The following is a 19235-nucleotide window of genomic DNA, read 5'->3' on the forward strand; positions in this document are numbered from 1 at the left end:
ACTCCTTAAAAGTAGGAGTTCTTTTTGTACTTGAAATTGGTGGAATAATCTACTTCGCCAACAATCCCCCCTGCCGTTGCTCTCTGCGAATCACAGCCAGAGTCATATTTTCCATCATTTTCCCTAATTGCTTTGCATCAGATTCACTGGTTGCAGATCCATCAGACGCAATATGAATGGTTTGCGTGTAATAAACATCCCCGCCAGAGCTAGAGCTATTACCCCCACCCGAATTAATCGCACTCACAGCACCCATACCAACACGGTGAGTATCTGCAACCAGCCCACCTGCCGAGTAACCTCGACGAATCGACTTTCGCAAATCCTCAAAGCCTTGCGGACCGCCTATAGCCTTGATTTCTTCTTGAGTTAAAACACCTTCACCTTTATGGACGACGCCTGCTGGCTCGTATTTACCACCGTGGCCTGTGTAGCCACCGTTGGCGAAGCCTTTGGGGGTGGCTGCTTGAATCATTGCTACAAATGTACCTTGATCCAGTGTTGCTTTTGCTGCGGCACCAATCTTTTGCCACACCGTACCCGGTTCATTTGCATAAGCATCTGATGCAGACTTCCAGACGTTCATGCCTGCCTGAGCAAGAGCAAATGATTGCTGTGCCGTATATAAAGCACGATATGCGGATGATGACTCACCTAGCATCGCACCGAACATTCCTGAAAGCGCGCCTGTTACTTGTTGACCATAACCAAGTTGAAGACTATAAGACGAAGCCTGATAATCGGATTCAATAGCTGTCATCCGGTCGTGATGCGCCTGCCAAATCGCTTCACGCTGAGCTGCAATCTCTTGAATATTAGCGTTAGGATCTTGAGCAGCCTGATCTACCTGACTCATTTGTGCATCAAACACGTCCTGAGATGCGTCATATCGACTAAATCGCTCTTGCTCTAAGCGATATTGATCACCAGTGCCGTTCATTTCAGCTTGGATGCTACCCCATTGCTGAACTGCATTATTTAAACGTCTACGATTTTCTTCTTCTTGCAAGGCTTTACTTAAGGCAATTTCACGCAGTTTTTGCTCTTGGCTTAACTTTGAGTTTAGAAGAATCTGCTCACGCTCCAAGCGATACCGCTCTTGCATAGCTGCGGTTTCGGACATAAGAGCTTCACGTAACTGAAATAAGCGAGTCTCTTGAGCCAGCATCAACAAAGCCTGCTCCTGCTTCAACTGCTCATCAAGCAAGGCAACTGCTTTATCACGCTGATCCTTGGTTAGCTCTAAATCGCGTGCAGCATAGAATTTCCGCTCATTAAAACTATCTTCCAGTAATTGAGATTCAGTCTTTTTGAATGCACCGTAATCATCAAGCTTGGTTTTTAAAGCGTATTCAGCAATTGCAATCTCATTATCAGCGCGAGCTTGGTATTCAGCCCTGAGTTCTTTGGCGCGTTCAGGTGAATAGCCGGCCTTGTCGATCTCCTGCAAATCATCCGCTAGTTTTGAGCGAATACGAGTTACTTCACTAGCAACATTCAGCTCTAGGTTTTTGCGAAGCTCTGCTTGCTGCTCTGCCATTTTGGCAGCCTCTTCAAGCAGTTTTTCCCATTCTTTAGAGCCTACATCGCCAGCTGTAAATCCATTTACTCCAGCGGTATAGCCTTTGAATTTTTGCCAGTAATCATTATTGTACTTGCCAATATTCTTACCCTTCTGGACATTCCCTTCGCCAGCATGATAAGCACGTACAGCCTTCTCTAAATCCCCTTTAAAGAGTTTTAAGAGATATGACATGTACTTTGCAGCACCTTCGGCAGATTGAGCTAAATCTGTACGGTCTTTTACACCGTATTGCTTAGCTGTACCGGCAAGAAACTGAAAGCCACCAGTGGCACCAGTCTGTTTATTCACCTGATTGGATTTACCAGTATTACCAGTTTCAATCGCATGAATAGCTGATAATGTGCCACTTGGCAGTCCGTACTTGGATTCAAGACCGGCAAAGTTATACTTGGCTGCATTGGCTTGAACTTTTGAGCTTGCAGTTAAAACCTTCTGCTGTTTCTCAAGCTCCTTGGTGCGCTCGCGTTCCGCAGCATTACGGGAATCAATAACCTTCTTGTTTTGCTCCTCTATGCCTGCGACTTTTAGCGCTGCCTGATACATCTCATTGGTGAGCTGAATGCCTTCTTTACGCGCAAAGTTGGCAGTATCAATCATCACTCGCACTTGATCTTCAGAGTAACCCTTAGCAAGCAGGGCTTTGGTTAGATAAGCCTCATATTCACGGTCAAATAAGGACTTTTTTACAGCCTCTAAACCTTCAGCAGCCTTTTGAGCAGCAGTTTTGTTCTTATCGAGTGCCTCACTGTGTTTATCAATCTGATTGACAGCATTTTGAAATGAATTTCCCGATAACTTAACCTCGATTCCTAGTGATTTTAATGCCTTTTGAGAGTTTCCGGCCTTTGTAGAATTTACATCATATTCCTTGGCTTGCTTCTTTAGCATGTCGTAAAGATCTGGCCGGATCTCCATTTCATTAAGCATGCGAATAGCATCGTTATAGCTAATTAGTCCATTTCGAGCATCTTCGGCGACCTTTCGGGCTTTTTCATTTTCAACAGCTGATGCGCGGATAGAAAATAGAACAGCGTCTACAGCTTCTTTAGATTTCGCCAAAGTTTCATTTTGCGCGCTAAAAGCTGCTGTTAAATCTGAAACAGCATTCTTTTTGTCATTGCCAGTAAGTTTCTGAAGCTCAGCACTCGTTTTTTCTGCAACTTTTCCTTGCTCCTCAAGCTTTGCATTGGCTTCCGATGTGCGGTAGCTCATGTAAGCGTAGCCAGCAGCCAGCGCAGTCACACCCAGTGTGATAGCTCCTATCGGGCCACCAACCAGACCAAGCATAGTTGCGCCAATTCTACGGCTTGAATTCAGCGCATTTTGTGCAGTTGTGTTTGCTATAACTGCTGCTGTTGATTCCTTGGTAGCAATACTGTGCGCAATTTCAGCTTGAGTGAGGCGCATGGTTGCAGCTGCTCGTGCCTGCCGAGTGGTGGCTGAGTTTAATTCTTGACGCGCAAGGTGGATTTCTTGTGCTGCCAAAGCTGTAACTTGACGGGTTCGCTGTACTTCTAGTGCCGCAAGGCGGGCTTGTGAAGCTGCCTCAGCCTGATCAGCCAGCTGACGCTGAGCGCTTAACACTAGACTAGCCTTAACCGCTGCCCCTTTGGTTAATAGTGCTGAAGTGATGTAACCAATCCCTAGTACCGCACCAGTATTGGCTACAGCGTCCAGATTTTCAGCCAGACTACTTAATCCACCTGCCAACATGCCAGTCGCGCTTGTGGCTTCATTGGCTTTTCCTAGGTAGACGGTCACTTCATTGGATAACTTGGTAAAACCATCTGCCAGACTGTTTTCCATGCTATTGGCAAGTTTTTCATTTTCATCACGAGTGGCAATCAGCGTCTTAATCAAGTCGCTTAAAGATGCTTTACCTTCAGCGCCTAATTTTCGAATTTCAGCTTCTGACTTACCGGTAGTTTTTGCCATATCGGCAATGATGTTGTCTGCACCGGTAACAATCGAAATCCATGCATCACCATCGATCTTGCCTTTTGCCATGGATTTGCTTAATGCATCCATTGCTGACTGTGCTTGATCTACGCGTGTTGCGTTATGGGTAAAACTAAAAGAAAGTGAATCAACCAAATCCAGTGTCTGAGTGGTCTGGTAGCCAAGCGATTTCATGCCGCCAGCCATACTCAAGTAGACTTCCTGTGCCTCACCTAATTGACGGTAGGTGGTGTTTGCTGTAGCAAGTACACGCTCCTGCACCAACGCATATTCTTCTGCACTAGAAGTTGCGTTACGAATACGTGCAGCCATTTGCGTATAGCCATCAGCCATAGCAATGGCTTTATTAATGGTTAGAATCCCCCCCATATAGCCAACAAGGCTTTTGATGGAGGCGGACATGGCATTCATTTGCGCATCTGCTTGATCGCCTTTTTTGGTTAGATTTTCCAGCTCGCTGGCAACCGCACGCGCATTTCTTTCAGCATTTCTTGAGTCAATTACGATTCTTAATACAGATTCTTGAGCCATTTCACTTTCCTGCGGGCAATAAAAAAGCCCGCGAGATGCGAGCTAAAAATTTTTGGTATTAAAAAACCCGCCGGAGCGGGTTTTAATTCATCTAATCTTTATCGAAAAACTACAAAAAAAAGAAACATGAGACAGCAAAATACGATTATCCCTGCCATAGTACTTGTGAGATTGTTATTTGCGATTTCTTCCTCTAGGTTTTGTTGATTAATCCTATTAGTTTCATCATTTAAGGCGTTTGTGTGAGCAACCATTTCTTCTGTTAGTATTGTCAAAAACCGTTCTTGATCTTCAGAATTGAACCGCTTTATAAATTGCTCCTGCTCATCACTCAGGTCATTAGATGCTTGATACAAGCTAATATTATTTGCGCTCGACATAAGCTTCATTGCCTCGCTTCTTGCTTGCACAATATCTCTTAGATTTCCTCTTGTAAAAGGGTATACCACCTGAACTCCATATAACTCTCCTGCTATTCCGGTATCGAGAAAGGCTGAATTATCCAACTCCTCACTAAAGCCTACGCCTTTAAACCACTCTAGGGGTGCCGCATGCATCTCCTCTTTATGGATTTTTTCAAAGGCAATTCTCTCACTCTCTGAAAGGCCGCAATAGAAAGGCTCAAAAATATCAGCAACCTCCAGAAAGGCTTGTTCTTCGGTTAATCCCTGCTCTAGCTGCAAGATAGACTTAAATTCCAATTGCTTTTTTACGGCATCTCTTACTTCTTGTCGCAATATGGGCGCATGAATAGTAACTCCAAACAACTCCCCTATTATTTTTCGCTCCACTTCTCACCCCAAATATTTATTGTTCAGGGTAAGATACTAATTCCAGCACAAAAAAACCACTCCGAAGAGTGGTTTTGTTTATTTGCTATTACGCTCTCTTAGAAAATGCCGCCCTACTCGTAGCGTATCAGTGCCATACAGCAAATCCAACACACTATCAAAACGCTTAGTAAACTCAGCAATATCCATTGTTGGGTAAAACCCTGGTGGTAGTGGCATCGCAGTCAGCACGCCATTTCTAGCACTTACATGCCATGAGTCGTATTTCGAGTTATTGAACTCATTGCTGATCTGTTGAGCCACCTGAATAACCTCTTGCGGATAGGGTAAAGCTCTAACCTCCTGCTTTTCCACCTTCGCTTTTAGATCCATTGTCTCCAGATAATGGACTGCTTCCGGAAAATGAATCTCTAAAAGCTCTGCATAGCGCGGGATTTTAAAGTGTCGGTTATGACGCGCCCACATTTCAGCAAAGATTTTACGTTCACCTTGTGACCGACGAGCCACGATTTCATGAAGTAAGGCTTGTTGTTCCGGTGAGATGGATTGGCGACCCTCAAGCTGCTTAGTAACAACTTCACGATCCAAAACATCCAAAACCCATTTACGGAATTGTTTGGCAATTGCTGTTCTTGAAAGCATCGCTATTAAATGACAGCCACGTAAAGAAAATACTCGAACCTCTCGGGCTTGACCCTGTAACGTCAATTTGACGTTGCGGGCCATACTCCCTGTGAACTCATCTGAATTACGCTCAAAAATCTTATTAACTGCGTCTTCACGCGAATAACCTAGAGCTTGTCCAAGCTCACGTGAAGTAATCCATGTTTGATTGTCCTGCTGAACAGGTGTGAAATTTACTTCGTTAAAACTTAATGCTAAACTCGTCATACGAATTCTCTCTTATTTGATGTAGTTGAGACATTCAAAGCCCCTTCATCCGCCAAGATTGCTAGGGGTTTTTTATTGCCTATAAGTTTCATGATTTAACTTCTTTAGATTGCTCTTTAAGAGTTTTAAAAATTTTCACAATATGGCTATTCAAAGACCTTTCATCTTTCTTCGCCTCTTCTTGCAAAAAATCCTTTATCTCTTGCGGAACCCGAACGTTTAATTGCGTAATGTTTTGCTGCATTAGCAAATCCTCACTATTAAAATATTAGCTAATTGCTAACAATATCTAACATAGCAAAAATGAAATCACTGTGTCAATATATTTTGCTAATGAAATGCTAACAATTTTTGGATTACCCATGTCTAATGAAGTTCAATTTAACTTGCGCATACCCGCTGAATTAAAATTTAGAATCGCAGAGGTAGCTAAAACTAATAGCAGATCCATTAATGCGGAAGCTCAGTTGCGTTTAGAGCAGAGCTTTGAGAATACAAAAAGTTACTCAGAAGAAGAGTTTGAAAAAGCAGTAAATAACTTCCTGGAGGGATTCTTTACTGCTAGCGTTCAAGCCTGTCAAATGTCGATAGATCAACTACACGCCCAGCACGGAGATAATCTTATTGGCGATCAAAAACTATATCTCGAAGCAACTAAGTTAATGCAATCGCAATACAAGAGATACCTAAGCCAATTGCCAATATTTAAAAAGAAAACACCCTAATCACTCAGCAACGACCCTCAATCCGAGTGCTGTTACCATTGACCCTCAAGTTGAGGGTCAATGCTCACATCTGAGCCTTGCCTCCAGAGCCTCAATTTGAGGCTCCCGATATGATGCTGATTTTCCGGCATCATGATATGCAAATTCTCATATCGCCTCTGCAAATTTGCAGAGTACTTCATATGTGATAAGCACCAAAAAAAACACCCTAAGGTGCTTTTTTAATCTGATTATTTATTAGAATGCCATGGCTGCTAACTTAGTAAACGTTTTACTATCAGTGGTAGCTAGCATTTTTCGCCCATCTTTAAACTTCAAGATGAACGTGACATCCTTACCTTTACCACCAAGCAACAAGCCCGCAAGCAAACCAACTGGGCCTAGCAGTGCTGCACCAGCAACACCCCACCCAATCGTACCACCTATTCTTTTTACATTTTCTTCAGTTGCTACAGTTATCTCTTCAATTTCGACACTGGAAAATGACTGAACATTACCAGAAAAACCATCGCCTGCCGCCCATGGTGCAGAAATTGTAAAAACCCCACCCAATATAGTGATTGAGCCCTTACCCTTTGTGAAGTCGCCAGCATGTATAGTTAAGTTTGCCATTATAATTCCGTGATTTTTAAAATTATCAACAAACAAGATACTAATTCTTCGCTCAAAAAGAAACCTCCCGGAGGAGGCTTGGTTTACTTTATATAAAATTCTTTTTTCTGCCTAATATAGGCAGCAAATTTGGTATTGACCTCAAAAACAATCTGATTGGCGCGCATTGACTCTATTTTCAACTCATCACATGCTATTGTTAGGTATTTCTGAGGATCATCTTGGATTTTACTACAAGCAATCTCAAGCCCCCTAAATACCTCTTTGAAACTATAATGATTGTCTGCAGCGTGCCAAGTTTCATCTGATATTTCACCCCAATTTTCAAACATTGTTAGCAGATCAAATATATCTTTATAAGGCCTGTCATTATATCGATCTGCATTTGCTAGAATTTTTGTTAAGTAACATGATTGATGATCGATAGAGGGAACTTCAAATTGATTTATCTCGTCTTTTTTGATCTCATAATTAGCAAAAGATACAAATTCCAACTTAATAGGCACGCCTTCCATTTGAATAAAGCAGCGCGTGCCATCTCGATCAAGTCGAATTTCTCGAAGATACTCAAATTCACTTTTTACAATATTACCCAAGCTATTGGGAGTTACTACTGCCCGAACTGCTCGGTAAGACTCTTTATCCGGGCAAAGAAAATCGATGTCTATGGATTCACGGTATTCGTCTAATTCAAGAGCAATCCTAGTACCTCCACCAAATAATATTCGATGTTCATCTAAGTATTCAGAATTAAAATTCCTTAAGGCTTTTTGAATTAATTTATGATGAGGACGGGTAAATTCAAGCATGAAAATTATGCTGCCAAAAATAATCCATGACCAATGATCTGAGTCAATCTATCGATCAGATTTCTTTCTTTGCCAGTTAGTTGTTGAGCATCAATATATTTCCATCTTTTTTCATAAAGATGAAAAGCTCTTTCAGCAGGAATTTGCTCAGCTGCAGTATCCCATAAAATATAATCTAAAGCAGGATACTCTTTTCTTGCAATTAGATTCATATGCTATACCTATATGATATGACTGGGTGCCTAAATATTAACACCTAGATTAATAATATATTGACATAGTATTTGATAGTGACATCACCGTCAATAACGAATTATCATCGTTTCGTCAGCTCTTGTGACGTTTTGTTCTCTTGCATCGGCGTTAAGCATTATAAGTGGTGAGATTGAGCAAAAACCAACTCACGCTGATTTCTTGCTCATCTTCTTGTAAGCTTCATCAATAAAACGGTTATCCAGATCAAAGATGACTGCATTAAAAATATAACGCTCCACCGGCAACTCATACTGCTCACAATAAGCGTTAAGATCAGCAATACCCAATGCTAACGGTGTGCCTTGCTCATATCTGCGTGAACGTGAAATGACGTTATAGGCTTCGATTAAAGCATTGGCTGTATATGAATATACTGGCGGATCAGGTAATTCATGCCCCTGCTTTTCACGCAACTTTATTTGGTGCTCGCTGAGTCCTGCGTACTGGTTGAGGTATCGGTAGAGTTCTGCAACTTTCCCAACACTTCATCTCGATAGCTGTTTGCTTCAGTTTGAATCTGGTCAGCTTGTGCTTTTACAAAGGCCCAGATTGCCACGCCAATATCACCCATATTGAAAAGCTTGTTTGCGTTCTCAGGTGAGCATTCTGGTTCAATTTCTTTGTCATTTTCAACAAAGACCACGCCTTTCCAGTCAGCCACCAAGTGACATGCAGCAGCCTCAAGTAATAGCTCATGATAAAGCTTGTCATCACTACCCGCAGTCGCCACATCATAGCCTTTCGATGACAACTGATTCTGTGCACGTTCAACCGCTACCCGATATGCCTTGTAGTCAGAGCCGCGAATCTTGAACTCTGCTAAAACATTTCCTTCACTGTCTTTATATTCTTTCCAGAGGGCGACTTCTTTACTTTGTTGAATTGCTACTTTTAAAGCCATGTTTGATCTTCCAAAAGAAAACCGCCCGAAGGCGGCTATGGTTATGCAACTGAGCGTGTGATGGTTGGTGCCACTTTGACCTGCTTAAACTCTAAAGCCAGCGTGTGGTCGTCGGTCGCATTGGTGTCTGACATGCCATCATTATCGAGTTCCAATTTAGAGAAATGGAACCCGTAAGCATTGCCTTGAGTATCTTCAATGCCAATTTCGGCAGTCATGGTTTCGCGTGATTCAACATATGGAATCCAGGCTTTAGATTGCTCAGTTAAAACCACTGTCGCACTAAGACCAATATTCACTTTGCCTTCAGTGTAGCGGTTTGGAATGATGCTCTGATTGCCTAGACATGGGCGAGCAGTTAGGTTGTTGTTAATCGAAATAGTGAACGACTCAGCACATGCAGTACCCACAGTACTCACGCCATTAATTTTGAATGTATTCACGTTAATGGATGACATGAATGGCGTATCAGGTGCAGCAAGTGGTGCAGTTACAGGGCTTGTTGCTGGGTTTGAGTAGCCTGTAGCGCTAATTGTTGCAGAGCCTGTGATTTTGCCTTCGGTGTCGCCTTGAATGGTTAATTCGCCAATTCGGGCACCTGAGAATACTTGGATAAAGTTTAGTTTTTTATCATGCTTTACAATGGTAAAGGTATCTAATTCCATGCCACCAATTTCAAGAGTAGCAACACCTGTTACACCATCTTCTACAAATATATTACCGGCTGCACCTTCAAGCAGAATATCTTGGCTTAAAGCCGATAGTTCATACTCAATGGTGCCAGTCGCTTCACCCGAGGTCGCAACTGAACCTTGATCAAAACGAGAATCTACAATTTCATCAGATTCGGTAAGCGAAACGGTTTTCTTTAATGAGTCAGAGTTTCGACGCAACGTATGCCAGACAGGCACTGCAGGCAAAACATTAGGTGACTCTTCTTTTGCAATGTAGATAACTACATCAGTGCCTTTGGATGACATAGTGTGCTCCTTAATTTTAGGCATAAAAAAACCACCTTTCGGTGGCATTGGTTTTTAAATTTCTCTTTAGCAGTGGCCGCGCTGTCTTGCTCCGTCATGCTTTTTATTCCAATTGAATGCATCAACGATTCGACCGGTAGGCTTGCTATCAATCAGATCACCATCTGCAATCATTGCGGCTTCCAATTGCTCAAGCTGATCCAGTGTTTCAATTAAGTTGAACAATGGTCGTTGTGTCACAATGATTTTATGTTTTGGGAATTTGGTTTCTATTTCTTCCTGCTTTTCAGCAAGGTTAAGCATATTGGCCTTAGATGCTGCCACTACAACATACACAATGCCGTCAATAATAAAGTCAGCCTCTACATCACCATCACTTACCTGTCTACACGCAAAAATGAGGTATGCATTGTCTGTAATTGGATTCACGCTAGACCCTCCTCACCGAAATTAAGCAATAGGGTATTTTTATTAATCCAGTCTTGACGCTTCTGCTTGTTGGTTTTCTTTTCGGCTTTACGCAGGTGTAATCCATGACTGTGTAACGTGGCTTTTGCCTGTGAAATTTTTTCATCCATATCGATTTTATTCAACTCGTCAAAAGCCTTGTGTCTAGCATTCAATTTGCCTGTCCAGTGATTCCAGAGCACATCATCACATTCTTCTTGGTATTTGATGACAGCCTCTTTGCATTCAGGCTTTACTTTGTTTGCACTGATTGAATTAAACCATCCAAATAGTTTTCGCAGTGGAATACAAAGCATCTCCTGAATACCACCACTTGAAGGGATGGTCATTTTGACCATACCCCATCTCGGATTTGAAGCAAGCTTTCTGTGCTGGCTCTTCCAATCCAAACCCATGCTCTCGACAACCAATTTCATTGGCACGTAAGGCTGGTTGTTGCATTCAACAATTGATAATTGAGTATTGTGAAAAAATACAGTCTGCGGTTGCGCTACCATCTTCATAGCATTCTCCTGATCATGCTCAAAAAAAAGAAACTGGCAGGCACGTTGAACATGGAAACGCGCTTTTCGAACCGTCGTTCTAGCCAGTGATTTGCCTGAAAACAGGCATAAAAAAAGCCCTGCATCGCTGCAAGGCTCATTTTCTCAGTTGAAAAATTGGCTAATTATCCAATTTTCCCATTTCGAGTACTGAAAGTTTTTTATTAAAAAACCTGCCGCTAAGGACAGGTTCGTTTAAATGGAATTTTACTTTGGTGTGTAATCTAAGGTTTAAAATCTATATCGACTGAGGCGCCTGTAACTTCATATAGCTTAGGACTGCCCATTTCACTGACGTCCTCTAAATCAATGTAGACTTCACGAATGGGTAAGCTGTTTTCCTGCTGCCATTTAGATACTTCCGCCTGAACTGCTGCCGCAATGCGTTGCTCTAATTCTTGTTTTTTGGCTTCGATTTCATGGAGCATCTTTTGGTATTCGTTCATAGATTTAATCTCAATACTCTAAGATAGAGCCTTACTGATTCGGTCAAGTATTTTTACAAAAGGCTTGCTAAGCTCACTCTTGAGCTCTTTAAATGCATTCTTTTTCTGCTGACCCTCATGATACCTTAAAGCATTCTTGTCGTCTTCAGAACAAAATCCCTTCGCCTCAATCTGCCTGTTGATTTCCTCTATAGACTCACGATGGTTTAGGCTTTTCATCTCAATTCACCCGATAAGACACATTCACATTATACTGATAAAAGCTCATAGTTGAAGGATCGCCGATTGCTGATGAATGCCCAGCATCCAGAATATCAGCCTGAAGCATTTCCAGATCGCCAGACTTATAGAACTGCATGTGTTTGGCCCATTTATCAGCAAGTTTGGATAATTCAAGCGTTCCTGAATGAAGCGGTGCAAATAACTGGATAAAGACAATGCCTGGTGTGCGTGTGCAAGGCTGATCACCAATACCGGAAATAAACGTACCCGCATTCTTTACTGTGACCTTCGCCCAGATCTGCCCAGCTGGTGGCTCATATGGTTTGCCACCAGCTTGTGGATTATTCGCCAACTGAATATTCGCTTTAGGCATGCCAGTGAATGTGCCAACACGCGCAAGAATTGCTTGTAAGGCTTGGGTATTGGTCATCATCTGTATTTCTCACAAACGTATCGGAATGAAAGCGCATAGACACCATTAGGGGCTTGTTGACTGTGACCATTTTCTAAAGCTAGGCCATATGGACTATTAGTCTGGATATATACAAGACCGCCTATTTTCGCTGTAGATGCTATTTGCAGTCCTTCTCGTAGCGTTTCATTGCCTGAAAGGTCATAGCCTTTTTCATAAGTGTTTTGATGTGAATCAAGCGTTACTTTATGTGATGCCCGAAACTCACCATCCATGACAGGTGAGCGCACAACGACTTGCTGTAATGTTTCGCCTATGATCTTTTTGAGATGGTCGTCTGCATTCTTCACCACATCAAGCGCAAAATTACTCGGTTTGTTTTTCCAGGCCATCTAGCACCTCGGCAAATTCTCAGTCAGTTCTCGCTCATCGTAAGAGTTATGAACGTAGATACCATCCTCATATTTCACACCACATTTGCAATCAGGATTGAAATCATGTGGCTTTAAATCGTTTTGAGGTATCACATGAACTGAGTCATGGATTTCATGTACTTCCCAGGCCATCAGTTTCACTCTCCTGAAACATTGAAAATAGATCCTGAGCAATACGCTGTATTGAATAGGCTTCAAATTCGGTGCTAGGCTTTTTCTCACCCATCAGCTTTTTAATCCGCTGCCAAATATGCACAGCTTCATGCAATAAAAGCCCATGTACCTCAATCAATGTTCTTTCACTGCAATCACCCAACTGAACAATGCAATGCTTGCCACCATCGTAATAATCAACCTGAGCACCCGCACCCAAATGAAGAAACTCTTGTGTGTCAGTCACATCATCGAATAACAGATCGAATTGATCTTGATTGCGAACCAAAGTGTATTTCGAGTGTTCAAAGGGTGAGATGTGCCATTCGGGTACATAGTTATTGTTGATCATAAATTCCACCCATTAAAAAACCCACCGAAGTGGGTTAAGTTTGGCGAGGATCGAACTCGCTTTTTCAGGCGGATAGGATTTACACGTATTTCAGCAACACTATCCAGAACCTGACGTTTTTCCAAACCAGGGCTCTTGCCCCTTAAACTACAAACTCATCATGAGTATAGGTTATTTTTAAACCTTCCTCAATTGAATCGTATAGGTCGCTGCTACTGGATCAGCACCAATATTCACGACTTTAAAATCACCTTTACTGGTTGCCCAAACATCACCAATCTGTGGTACCGCAGTAACTTCATTTTGCAGAACAATGGCCTTAGAGTCTGTTACCTGATAATCAATTGGCTTAACCATATCTTTTAAATACGAGCCAAACAGGACGCCACGCCCTGAATAGGATTCATCACCAACAATGGGGTAAGTCTGCGTTTCAAAATCAAACTCACCTGAGTAAATCAGTTTTTCACAGGTAAATGAATCGACAGCATCGGCCAGATCTTCATTGAATGCGACCGCGAGTTCTTCCTGGAGTTCGTCTCTCATACCCATACTTAAATCCTTTTTAGAAACTGCACTGAAGATCGCTTGGTATAGGGTTTGATCAAGTCAAGGATGTATTGCTCATAAGTGTTTAAATCTTCCGATCCTGCCGCAAAGGTTTTGGAAACGCTGGTTCCAGATTGGGCCGATACGGTCTTACTCACTACAGTGGCAGCCTTACCTTGATAAAGCTTACCCGCCAGAATCCCTCTAATAATCTCGTAGGAGGCTAACTTAAGCGGTTTTGGCACCTGACTAGGTTCAAGATACTCTTTTACATTACGCGATCGTAAATACGCATCTACTTGGGAGAGCAAACGAGCCTTGTCACTAGCGCTTTGACCAGCAAATTCGGGCACGTTTTCCAGCACTTCTGTTTCAGTGACAAAGCTCATTGTTTTATCCCTTCGGTTGATCCACTTCTTTCGTATCTTCTGCTGCTTTTGCGGCTTTAGTTTCTGCAGCAGTGAGCTTTTTGGCCTTAGCTTCCAGCTCTTTGACTTTAGCCTTTAATTCATCATTTTCAGATGCCAGCTTTTTGACTGCTTCACGTTCTTTATCAAGCTGCTCAGTCAATTCAGAATTTTCAGCTACCACCTTTTCACATTCAGCTTTCGCTTCATCAAGGCTGGCCTGAAGCTCAGGAGTGATGCCTACATTCAGTGAAACCGCTTGGTTTTTAGGTTGATTGTCGAGAAATGCATAGGCTTGATCGACCAGATCGGCATCTGGAAAATCTTCATCTACTTCAACTGAAGTCACACCACCGATTACACCCAAGAATGAGCTTCGATAACAAACATCAGGATCGGGATGCTTGGGAATGTTTTCTGTATAAACTACTTTCATCTTTATGCTCCAAAACAAAGGCGACCGAAGTCGCCATGTTTATTAAGGTGTTGCTGTGCCAGAGATAACCGCAGCAAATGGAACCTGCTTACGATCAAATACACGCTCCCAGTTTGCAGCATTAGCATACTGCGCAATAGTCGGAGAGGTGTTTGGACTGGTATTACCCTTCCAAGAGAAACCTGCAGGTTGCAGCAGGTAAGTCTTACGTTCCCAGAGGATTTCAGCACCACCACCATTACCACCAGATGGCTTGCGCTCAAGCTCAACAGGAACTTTAGGTGTACCCTCACCGTAACCGAATGCACCGGCACCAAAGATCAGAGATAGGTACTGGCCATTGCCGTAAGTCAAACCATCATCCATAAAGATTGGTTTACCTAGGTAAGTGGCCAAGATAATGCGACCTTCAGAGTCTCGTAGGTATTCAATAAGGTCCTGCTTCACCATCTGGTTCATTACGACTGAGTGAACACCCATTGCTGAGAACTGATCGGCCGTATCACCTGCAGTAAATGCCGCATCCTGGAATGCACCAGCTGAGATGGTAGCACCCGCATCAATGACCATGTCTCCACCGTCATTTGCGATATTGGAAGCAATCACACCTCGGGCAGAGCCAAGTAAGTAACGCTGCCATTGGCGCTCCCAGTATTTACCGAAGCGGTTGCGAATGTGCTGCATTGGCTCTGAATTGGCTAGTTCGGCTGTTAAATCCGCTACGCCATATCCTTTGTTTAGATACAGTGTACGAGCTTGCATTGAACCTTGAGCTGCTTTACCAACTTCACCCAGATCGTCTGGATCATCATTGGACAGGTTAGGCGCTTCATCTGCATCTAGATCTTGCCAGTATGCAATCGTAGAAGACCCTTGGCCATTATTAGCAATAGCATCGAGAGCTTCATTTTTTACAACGATGCCCGACTGATAGACAGCTGTTTTCTCTGGAGAGTTGACCGGATCAAGTGTCTGGTAGTAATCCCCAACAAAAACATCTGATAATTGAGTTGTAGCCATATTTAAGTACCTTTAGTTTTGACTAATTGCTGAAATGCATTTGGATTTTCACGAGCTAAAGCGGCTCGCTCTGCTTCTGTATAGTCAGACCATTTTTTGTTTGGAGTACCCGAACCAGGTGCACCAGAACCATTCGCTTTAGGCCAGAAATAAGCTTTCTTCTCACGTAAGCCTTCAACCCATTCTTTTGGAGACAGAGGATTGGTGCCGTCTTTCCCAATAATCACTTCCCCATTTTCATCGATGGCCACAGCCTTGCCGTTTTCATCTAGAGAGAATTGGGATTGAGCCAAGAAGGCAATATCTGCTGTAGCCTCACTTAAGGCCCCTAGCTCTACTGCTGCTTGTACAATTTGACCCTGGACCACGGACTGCTTGAACTTATTTGCATAAGCTTCGGCTTTGTCTGCACGCTGCTTTTCAGTTGAAATTAAGCGCTCATATTCCTGTCGCATCTTTTCGGTACGTTTCTGGATGACTTCATCAATCTTGCCCTCGGCAATAAGTTTTGACTCTTCATCCTGACCAGCTTTATTCAGCAACTCTTTAACGGCTGTAAGATCTACACCTTCTAGCTGAGACTTAATCCCACCTAGTTCGGTTTTAAGATCTTTATTGGCTTGAATCAGCTCGGTGTTTTTGGTTTTTAAACCCTGTACCTGCTCATCGACAGCCTTTTGAATGGCTGCTTTAACTTCTGGATTTTCTAAATCAATTTGGTCTGACATTGTTTATTCCTTGAATAACCGCCTGGCGGATTTGAGATACCTGAGCTTTGCGCAGGCATAAAAAAAGACCCGTTTGGGTCTAGGTTTGGATTTGGTTTATTTGCGCTGATTGCTCAACTCAATATCTTTTTGATTAATTGAGCTTCGTATAACAGGTGTCTTTTTCTTAGGTGGTATCTGGAAGGTTGCAGTCACAATCGTCATTCCATCCACACTACACTCAGCACTAACATTTGACTGAATGCCTATCTCTTGTTTGGTTTCGGCATCCACAAGTACAAATTGATTGGTGCCTTCAACAAGCTTTAATTCAACGTCTTTCATTTGTCCAAGCCTTTAAAATTAAGTCATAAATGATTTGTTGCTCAGGTGTGGTCATAGGGCTACCGGCTTTCTAACTGAATAACCAAGACTCATCCACATCATTTGTCTGCGCACCGCGTTGGCGCGAAATGGAATTAAAATGAGATCCATGCTCAAGATGTAGCGAATTTCATTAATGTCTAAAACTGATGTTATTGACCTCATAACCCCAACTCCTTAAACGTCTTCGCATCCAGCGCCTTCAACTCATCCAGCGTGTACATAGCACCTTGCGGATCGACAAACTTATCGATGCTGTAATTGCCTTCTTTGTAGAGCTTGTAACGCGATGGGCCGAGCCATTCCTTTTGGAAAAACTCATCAGTCTGGTCGAAGAACTTTTTAAACGATGTATTTGCATCTAGCTGGCCAATAATCCCCTCGCGTTGGTCTTTCGGGATATCACGCACCTTACGCTCATCCATTACAAAAGGACGCTTACCGGCAATATCACCATCAGCATCACAACCGACCAGTACAGACCGGCAGTTATAATGAAGTGGCGGTTTTGGGTAAGCCCTACTGATGTCATAGACATTGGCATCCAATGATGCGCATTGTTTAGAGGTACGACCATCCAAAGTACTGACGAATTTCACATGAGTGAATCCAAGTGCCTTCCAGGTATCGTCATATGAAATATTCGCCACATGACTTCGTGCGGTCCGAACCGTGCGTTCAATCTCTACCTTGGTCGCATCCCAGATACCGCCAACATAAGCGTACTGATTGCCTACCTTGGTTCGCTTGCCACGGATGCGGGTAATAATTTCCTGATTGGTTTGGCCCTGATTGATACCATCACGAATCGCATATTCAACCTGCTTTCGAGCCTTATCCAGTACAAAGCCAAACATTTCATTAATAAGCTGACCGCCTGCCAATGGAGTTGCTTTTGCTTTTTTATAAAGCTGCTCACCACTGACCGAAGCTGCTGCACCTGTCATTAACTGACTGACGTACGATGCTTCATACACCGCCATGCTAACCGCTGACTGGTGAAAGGTTTCTGGCACCTCAACCAAAATCTCTTTAAACCGGTCATTCAGCAGGTTTCGAATCTCTTTCAATTGATCAGTTGTATATTGACCACTCGCCAATGCGATCCTTTCAGCCTCAGACAGGTTTTCGAGCAATTCCCTTAATTCTGACACCATCTTATTAGACAGACCGTAAAATCGGCTTAAAACCTCACTTACAGCTTGGGTTGATGCTCGATAGCTATAGGCTGAATGCTGGCTTAAAGCATTAAGTATTGCTCGTTGTGCTATTTGGTCGTTCATAGTTCATACCTAGTAAAGCACCCGCATTCTCTTGCTCGACTCGTTCCATCTCATCCTTATACTCATGCTCTGGCAAATTACCTGTCGCAATGTATTCCCAATAAGTCTGGAATGAGTTTTTACCAGCAATCGCACCTTCATATAGCTGTTTAGCTAACTCTATGTCATATGCGGTAGAGCTGAACTCTGGCTTAACACTGAATGTATATTTTGATGGGTCCAGCTTTAACCACTGGGCTGCATACTTAATTGCCTGCTCGATTGCTTCAGCTGCACACATAACAATGCTATGTAAGCTTGCATGCTGATCTTCTTGTCTAGCTCGACGCGCTTCACCTGACTCTTGCGTATTGGTATCAATAACCTTGGCACCTGCTTCTAATGCTGCATTTTTCTGTGCATCCATTTCAGCTTTGGTTTTATCAATACCAACTCCTTGAATCTCTAAGTATCCGCATTTCGCTTCTTTAGGCAGGAGCCATGCCGCCATTACACCTGTCACAGAAACATCATCGTCATCATCCAAGCCACTAATCCATGGTTGTGGATGAGCTGTGTGATGCAAAGACTGGAAGTAATCTGCCGATAACTGGTAATACTTCAATGCGGCCTTAGCCATAGTCAGTAGCGGTACAGTCCCCACACTTGGAGAATTGTCTGTCGTGCCACAAAATACAAAAGGCGTGAAACTTAAACTGTTACTACCTAGTGTCGGAGTTTTATCCTGCTCAGTGCTGCCGTCAAATAATCGAACATTCAAAGATCTATCTTTTAGACCTAAAACCCGGTGAACAGTCTTAGTGCTATGGCTAAATTCATCTTCACTATTCTCGAATTGCTCCTCAAGCACCACTAGGTTCAGGTCTCGACGACCACCAACATTATTTTCCTTCCAGTTAATAATAGATAGAGCGTTATACAGCGCAAAATATGGCTTCCCGTCACTATCCACATCAACCAGAAGGCCGCAGCGACCATACTTGAGTAGCTCTAGCACAACCCGGATAAATAGCTGTTTTAAGCCAAATCCATCATTGGTGGCGTTTTCGCTTAGCCCAGCCATTAGATTACTAGGCAAATTGATTTCAGGATTCAGTTTAGATACCAGCCCAATCATTGTCCGTAGTGAATCTTGCACCCATAAAGGATATTGCGCCCGGGAGACATAGCCCTTATAGATTTCACCGGTTAGATCGCCCTGCTTTTCAGCTTCAACCATCCCTGCTGATTTTGATAGATATTGGGTCGTTGCCAACTTAATAGCTTCTTCACCGGCTACAGCATCCTGCATTACCTGCCAGCTTTTCTTTGCAGCAATATACTGCGGATGTTGATCTGTAACTGCCATAAATACACCAATAAAAAAGCACCCCGAAAGGTG

Annotated in this window: 25 protein-coding genes; 1 reads left to right on the plus strand and 24 read right to left on the minus strand. The window is 42.9% G+C overall.

Translation table 11 applies throughout. The features are described 5' to 3' along the window. Positions 1 to 49 precede the first annotated feature (49 nt). The 4 genes from B3143_RS11000 to B3143_RS11015 form a co-directional block, all read right to left on the minus strand. Positions 50 to 4075, minus strand: coding sequence for a tape measure protein (locus B3143_RS11000; protein ID WP_286740540.1), 4026 nt, complete (start codon positions 4073 to 4075; stop codon positions 50 to 52). Between the two features lie 98 nt (positions 4076 to 4173). Beyond that, a complete protein-coding gene (locus B3143_RS11005; protein ID WP_286740541.1) occupies positions 4174 to 4866 on the minus strand; it encodes a hypothetical protein in 693 nt (230 codons plus the stop codon). Positions 4867 to 4944: 78 nt separating this feature from the next. Next, entirely contained in the window at positions 4945 to 5757 is an 813-nt protein-coding gene (locus B3143_RS11010; RefSeq protein WP_286740542.1) for a BRO-N domain-containing protein, read from the minus strand. Between the two features lie 88 nt (positions 5758 to 5845). After that, a complete protein-coding gene (locus B3143_RS11015) occupies positions 5846 to 6001 on the minus strand; it encodes an Arc family DNA-binding protein (protein WP_286740543.1) in 156 nt (51 codons plus the stop codon). Between the two features lie 118 nt (positions 6002 to 6119). Here B3143_RS11015 and B3143_RS11020 point away from each other — a divergent pair, with 118 nt between their 5' ends. After that, positions 6120 to 6482, plus strand: a complete 363-nt coding sequence (locus B3143_RS11020) for an Arc family DNA-binding protein (protein WP_081410742.1) — start codon at positions 6120 to 6122, stop codon at positions 6480 to 6482. 237 nt (positions 6483 to 6719) lie between these two features. Here B3143_RS11020 and B3143_RS11025 read toward each other — a convergent pair whose 3' ends face one another. The 20 genes from B3143_RS11025 to B3143_RS11120 form a co-directional block, all read right to left on the minus strand. Then, positions 6720 to 7130, minus strand: a complete 411-nt coding sequence (locus B3143_RS11025; protein WP_286740545.1) for a hypothetical protein — start codon at positions 7128 to 7130, stop codon at positions 6720 to 6722. Between the two features lie 47 nt (positions 7131 to 7177). Further along, positions 7178 to 7903 carry a nucleotidyl transferase AbiEii/AbiGii toxin family protein gene (locus tag B3143_RS11030; protein ID WP_286740546.1) on the minus strand — a complete coding sequence of 242 codons (726 nt, stop codon included), beginning with the start codon at positions 7901 to 7903 and terminating at the stop codon, positions 7178 to 7180. A gap of 5 nt (positions 7904 to 7908) precedes the next feature. After that, the gene (locus B3143_RS11035) at positions 7909 to 8115 is read right to left on the minus strand and encodes a hypothetical protein (protein WP_286740547.1); all 207 of its coding nucleotides are present in this window, start codon (positions 8113 to 8115) and stop codon (positions 7909 to 7911) included. A 189-nt stretch (positions 8116 to 8304) separates the two neighbouring features. Beyond that, positions 8305 to 8571 carry a hypothetical protein gene (locus tag B3143_RS11040; RefSeq protein WP_286740549.1) on the minus strand — a complete coding sequence of 89 codons (267 nt, stop codon included), beginning with the start codon at positions 8569 to 8571 and terminating at the stop codon, positions 8305 to 8307. Between the two features lie 2 nt (positions 8572 to 8573). After that, entirely contained in the window at positions 8574 to 9059 is a 486-nt protein-coding gene (locus tag B3143_RS11045; protein WP_286740551.1) for a hypothetical protein, read from the minus strand. A gap of 41 nt (positions 9060 to 9100) precedes the next feature. After that, the gene (locus B3143_RS11050; protein ID WP_286740552.1) at positions 9101 to 10063 is read right to left on the minus strand and encodes a phage tail tube protein; all 963 of its coding nucleotides are present in this window, start codon (positions 10061 to 10063) and stop codon (positions 9101 to 9103) included. 42 nt (positions 10064 to 10105) lie between these two features. Next, positions 10106 to 10468 carry a hypothetical protein gene (locus tag B3143_RS11055; protein WP_286740555.1) on the minus strand — a complete coding sequence of 121 codons (363 nt, stop codon included), beginning with the start codon at positions 10466 to 10468 and terminating at the stop codon, positions 10106 to 10108. Further along, positions 10465 to 11010 (minus strand): phage antirepressor N-terminal domain-containing protein, encoded by a 546-nt coding sequence (locus tag B3143_RS11060; protein ID WP_286740556.1) that lies wholly within the window; start codon positions 11008 to 11010, stop codon positions 10465 to 10467. Before B3143_RS11060 ends, B3143_RS11055 begins: the two co-directional genes overlap by 4 nt. Before the next feature lie 263 nt (positions 11011 to 11273). Continuing rightward, positions 11274 to 11495 carry a hypothetical protein gene (locus B3143_RS11065; RefSeq protein ID WP_286740558.1) on the minus strand — a complete coding sequence of 74 codons (222 nt, stop codon included), beginning with the start codon at positions 11493 to 11495 and terminating at the stop codon, positions 11274 to 11276. 220 nt (positions 11496 to 11715) lie between these two features. Then, positions 11716 to 12150, minus strand: a complete 435-nt coding sequence (locus B3143_RS11070; protein WP_286740559.1) for a phage tail terminator-like protein — start codon at positions 12148 to 12150, stop codon at positions 11716 to 11718. Further along, positions 12147 to 12521 carry a hypothetical protein gene (locus B3143_RS11075; RefSeq protein ID WP_286740561.1) on the minus strand — a complete coding sequence of 125 codons (375 nt, stop codon included), beginning with the start codon at positions 12519 to 12521 and terminating at the stop codon, positions 12147 to 12149. The genes B3143_RS11070 and B3143_RS11075 overlap by 4 nt, the downstream gene beginning before the upstream one ends. Positions 12522 to 12675: 154 nt before the next feature. Beyond that, positions 12676 to 13068, minus strand: coding sequence for a hypothetical protein (locus B3143_RS11080; RefSeq protein WP_286740563.1), 393 nt, complete (start codon positions 13066 to 13068; stop codon positions 12676 to 12678). A gap of 177 nt (positions 13069 to 13245) precedes the next feature. Then, positions 13246 to 13614: a glutamate 5-kinase gene (locus B3143_RS11085; protein WP_286740565.1), complete on the minus strand. Its 369-nt coding sequence runs from the start codon at positions 13612 to 13614 to the stop codon at positions 13246 to 13248. Between the two features lie 8 nt (positions 13615 to 13622). After that, entirely contained in the window at positions 13623 to 14006 is a 384-nt protein-coding gene (locus tag B3143_RS11090) for a hypothetical protein (RefSeq protein ID WP_286740566.1), read from the minus strand. Between the two features lie 4 nt (positions 14007 to 14010). After that, a complete protein-coding gene (locus tag B3143_RS11095; protein ID WP_286740568.1) occupies positions 14011 to 14460 on the minus strand; it encodes a hypothetical protein in 450 nt (149 codons plus the stop codon). A 42-nt stretch (positions 14461 to 14502) separates the two neighbouring features. After that, positions 14503 to 15480, minus strand: coding sequence for a major capsid protein (locus tag B3143_RS11100; RefSeq protein WP_004784400.1), 978 nt, complete (start codon positions 15478 to 15480; stop codon positions 14503 to 14505). A 2-nt stretch (positions 15481 to 15482) separates the two neighbouring features. Then, a complete protein-coding gene (locus B3143_RS11105) occupies positions 15483 to 16208 on the minus strand; it encodes a hypothetical protein (RefSeq protein WP_286740570.1) in 726 nt (241 codons plus the stop codon). A 96-nt stretch (positions 16209 to 16304) separates the two neighbouring features. Further along, positions 16305 to 16532 (minus strand): hypothetical protein, encoded by a 228-nt coding sequence (locus tag B3143_RS11110; protein WP_286740572.1) that lies wholly within the window; start codon positions 16530 to 16532, stop codon positions 16305 to 16307. 200 nt (positions 16533 to 16732) lie between these two features. After that, positions 16733 to 17854, minus strand: coding sequence for a minor capsid protein (locus B3143_RS11115; protein WP_286740573.1), 1122 nt, complete (start codon positions 17852 to 17854; stop codon positions 16733 to 16735). Next, a complete protein-coding gene (locus B3143_RS11120) occupies positions 17820 to 19202 on the minus strand; it encodes a DUF4055 domain-containing protein (RefSeq protein WP_286740624.1) in 1383 nt (460 codons plus the stop codon). Before B3143_RS11120 ends, B3143_RS11115 begins: the two co-directional genes overlap by 35 nt. Between the last annotated feature and the right edge of the window lie 33 nt (positions 19203 to 19235).

It is taken from the genome of Acinetobacter sp. UBA1496 (assembly GCF_002324975.1).
Taxonomy (GTDB): Bacteria; Pseudomonadota; Gammaproteobacteria; order Pseudomonadales; family Moraxellaceae; genus Acinetobacter; species Acinetobacter variabilis.

Coding starts and splice junctions, on each gene's coding strand:
- B3143_RS11000 (WP_286740540.1), bottom strand. CDS start 4,075: ATGGCTCAAGAATCTGTATTAAGAATCGTAATTGACTCAAGAAATGCT.
- B3143_RS11010 (WP_286740542.1), bottom strand. CDS start 5,757: ATGACGAGTTTAGCATTAAGTTTTAACGAAGTAAATTTCACACCTGTT.
- B3143_RS11015 (WP_286740543.1), bottom strand. CDS start 6,001: ATGCAGCAAAACATTACGCAATTAAACGTTCGGGTTCCGCAAGAGATA.
- B3143_RS11020 (WP_081410742.1), top strand. CDS start 6,120: ATGTCTAATGAAGTTCAATTTAACTTGCGCATACCCGCTGAATTAAAA.
- B3143_RS11030 (WP_286740546.1), bottom strand. CDS start 7,903: ATGCTTGAATTTACCCGTCCTCATCATAAATTAATTCAAAAAGCCTTA.
- B3143_RS11035 (WP_286740547.1), bottom strand. CDS start 8,115: ATGAATCTAATTGCAAGAAAAGAGTATCCTGCTTTAGATTATATTTTA.
- B3143_RS11045 (WP_286740551.1), bottom strand. CDS start 9,059: ATGGCTTTAAAAGTAGCAATTCAACAAAGTAAAGAAGTCGCCCTCTGG.
- B3143_RS11050 (WP_286740552.1), bottom strand. CDS start 10,063: ATGCCTAAAATTAAGGAGCACACTATGTCATCCAAAGGCACTGATGTA.
- B3143_RS11060 (WP_286740556.1), bottom strand. CDS start 11,010: ATGAAGATGGTAGCGCAACCGCAGACTGTATTTTTTCACAATACTCAA.
- B3143_RS11065 (WP_286740558.1), bottom strand. CDS start 11,495: ATGAACGAATACCAAAAGATGCTCCATGAAATCGAAGCCAAAAAACAA.
- B3143_RS11070 (WP_286740559.1), bottom strand. CDS start 12,150: ATGATGACCAATACCCAAGCCTTACAAGCAATTCTTGCGCGTGTTGGC.
- B3143_RS11075 (WP_286740561.1), bottom strand. CDS start 12,521: ATGGCCTGGAAAAACAAACCGAGTAATTTTGCGCTTGATGTGGTGAAG.
- B3143_RS11080 (WP_286740563.1), bottom strand. CDS start 13,068: ATGATCAACAATAACTATGTACCCGAATGGCACATCTCACCCTTTGAA.
- B3143_RS11085 (WP_286740565.1), bottom strand. CDS start 13,614: ATGAGAGACGAACTCCAGGAAGAACTCGCGGTCGCATTCAATGAAGAT.
- B3143_RS11090 (WP_286740566.1), bottom strand. CDS start 14,006: ATGAGCTTTGTCACTGAAACAGAAGTGCTGGAAAACGTGCCCGAATTT.
- B3143_RS11095 (WP_286740568.1), bottom strand. CDS start 14,460: ATGAAAGTAGTTTATACAGAAAACATTCCCAAGCATCCCGATCCTGAT.
- B3143_RS11100 (WP_004784400.1), bottom strand. CDS start 15,480: ATGGCTACAACTCAATTATCAGATGTTTTTGTTGGGGATTACTACCAG.
- B3143_RS11105 (WP_286740570.1), bottom strand. CDS start 16,208: ATGTCAGACCAAATTGATTTAGAAAATCCAGAAGTTAAAGCAGCCATT.
- B3143_RS11110 (WP_286740572.1), bottom strand. CDS start 16,532: ATGAAAGACGTTGAATTAAAGCTTGTTGAAGGCACCAATCAATTTGTA.
- B3143_RS11115 (WP_286740573.1), bottom strand. CDS start 17,854: ATGAACGACCAAATAGCACAACGAGCAATACTTAATGCTTTAAGCCAG.
- B3143_RS11120 (WP_286740624.1), bottom strand. CDS start 19,202: ATGGCAGTTACAGATCAACATCCGCAGTATATTGCTGCAAAGAAAAGC.